Source organism: Vibrio sp. Vb0598 (assembly GCF_033338935.1).
GTDB classification, from domain to species: Bacteria; Pseudomonadota; Gammaproteobacteria; order Enterobacterales; family Vibrionaceae; genus Vibrio; species Vibrio alginolyticus.
Window position 1 is genome coordinate 1 of record NZ_JAWOTP010000236.1, and the last position, 1,123, is coordinate 1,123.

General features: G+C 43.8%; 1 protein-coding gene. It reads right to left on the reverse strand.

What is annotated here, in order from left to right; all coding sequences use genetic code 11:
• A partial coding sequence (locus R7Q38_RS24360) for an ammonia-forming cytochrome c nitrite reductase subunit c552 (RefSeq protein WP_318114645.1) occupies window positions 1-813 on the reverse strand: 813 nt, incomplete at its 3' end.
• Between the last annotated feature and the right edge of the window lie 310 nt (window positions 814-1,123).

Here is a 1,123-nt window from a genome sequence, read left to right on the forward strand (position 1 = left end):
TTTGTTTTTGCCGTGAATCCCTTCACGCCAAGTCTCGAACCCAGGGTGCTGTGCTTTTAGCATCGGTGCTTTAGAAACGGCGTGAGTCCAATCTTTAAAGTCCAACGCATCGTAATACTTCTCCATGTCACCGACAGTCGTACCCATATCCCAAGGGAACTTCACCGCTTTCGTTGGTCCTGTAAAGTAGTATTCGACATGGCACTGAGCACACACAGACGCTTGTTTATCAAGGCGTGACTGCTCATCAAAGTTTTTTCCAATTACATCGAATGCTCGCTCAACATAAGGTCTGGTTAGTGCTAATTCTGGCTCGCCTTGGTTGAATTTTTCTGAGCGAGTGTCGTGACAGTCAGAACATCCGATAGGATTGACGATTTCTGAGCCTAGACGTGCCCATTTACCAGAGAAGTAGCCATCCTCGCCACGCTCTTCTATCACGCGAGCGACATCAGGACTTTTACAACTCCAACACGCCATTGGCATTGGCCCGGAGTTTTCATCTGCCGGTGCGCCTGTCCTTAGGGTTTGCCTTACATCGTCGAGCGCATAAAAGTGACCTCGAGCCTTGTTGTAATCTTTGGCAAATCCGTAGCCAGCCCAAAGAATCACCATATTTGGGTCTTCACTTAGGGCGTCTTCAATATGTTTACTTTCTGATGTTGCCTTCCAAGAATGATATTGGTCAGGATGGTTTTGTTCGAAGGCGTCATTACGAGGATCAAGTCGATCGTTGTTTTCTGCCGCCAACACAGAGCCGGCCAACAATAATTGGCTAGCGAATAAGGTCGCAACCGCGATAGGTGCGCTCATCCAGTGTTTTATGCTCACGGTGTTATCTCCATATTCGTTTTTATTAGCAGCGTTGTGAGAAGCTATTCCAAATAAGAATCGGAGATCTACAAATAATATTATTGTGTAAATAAAGAGATGAAATAGTGAGCGGGATGAGTCTTGCTTTAGATCAATTTACACTAGTGATCTTAATCATGTTTAATTTCATATACCTCTAAAGTGGTATGATTCAATTCCCTTTATTGACAGTAGGTTAGAGGTATAACCATTTTATAAATAAGGTGATTAAGTTCGCTTTTTGAACAGTACCTTCTACCTCTTAGGAATA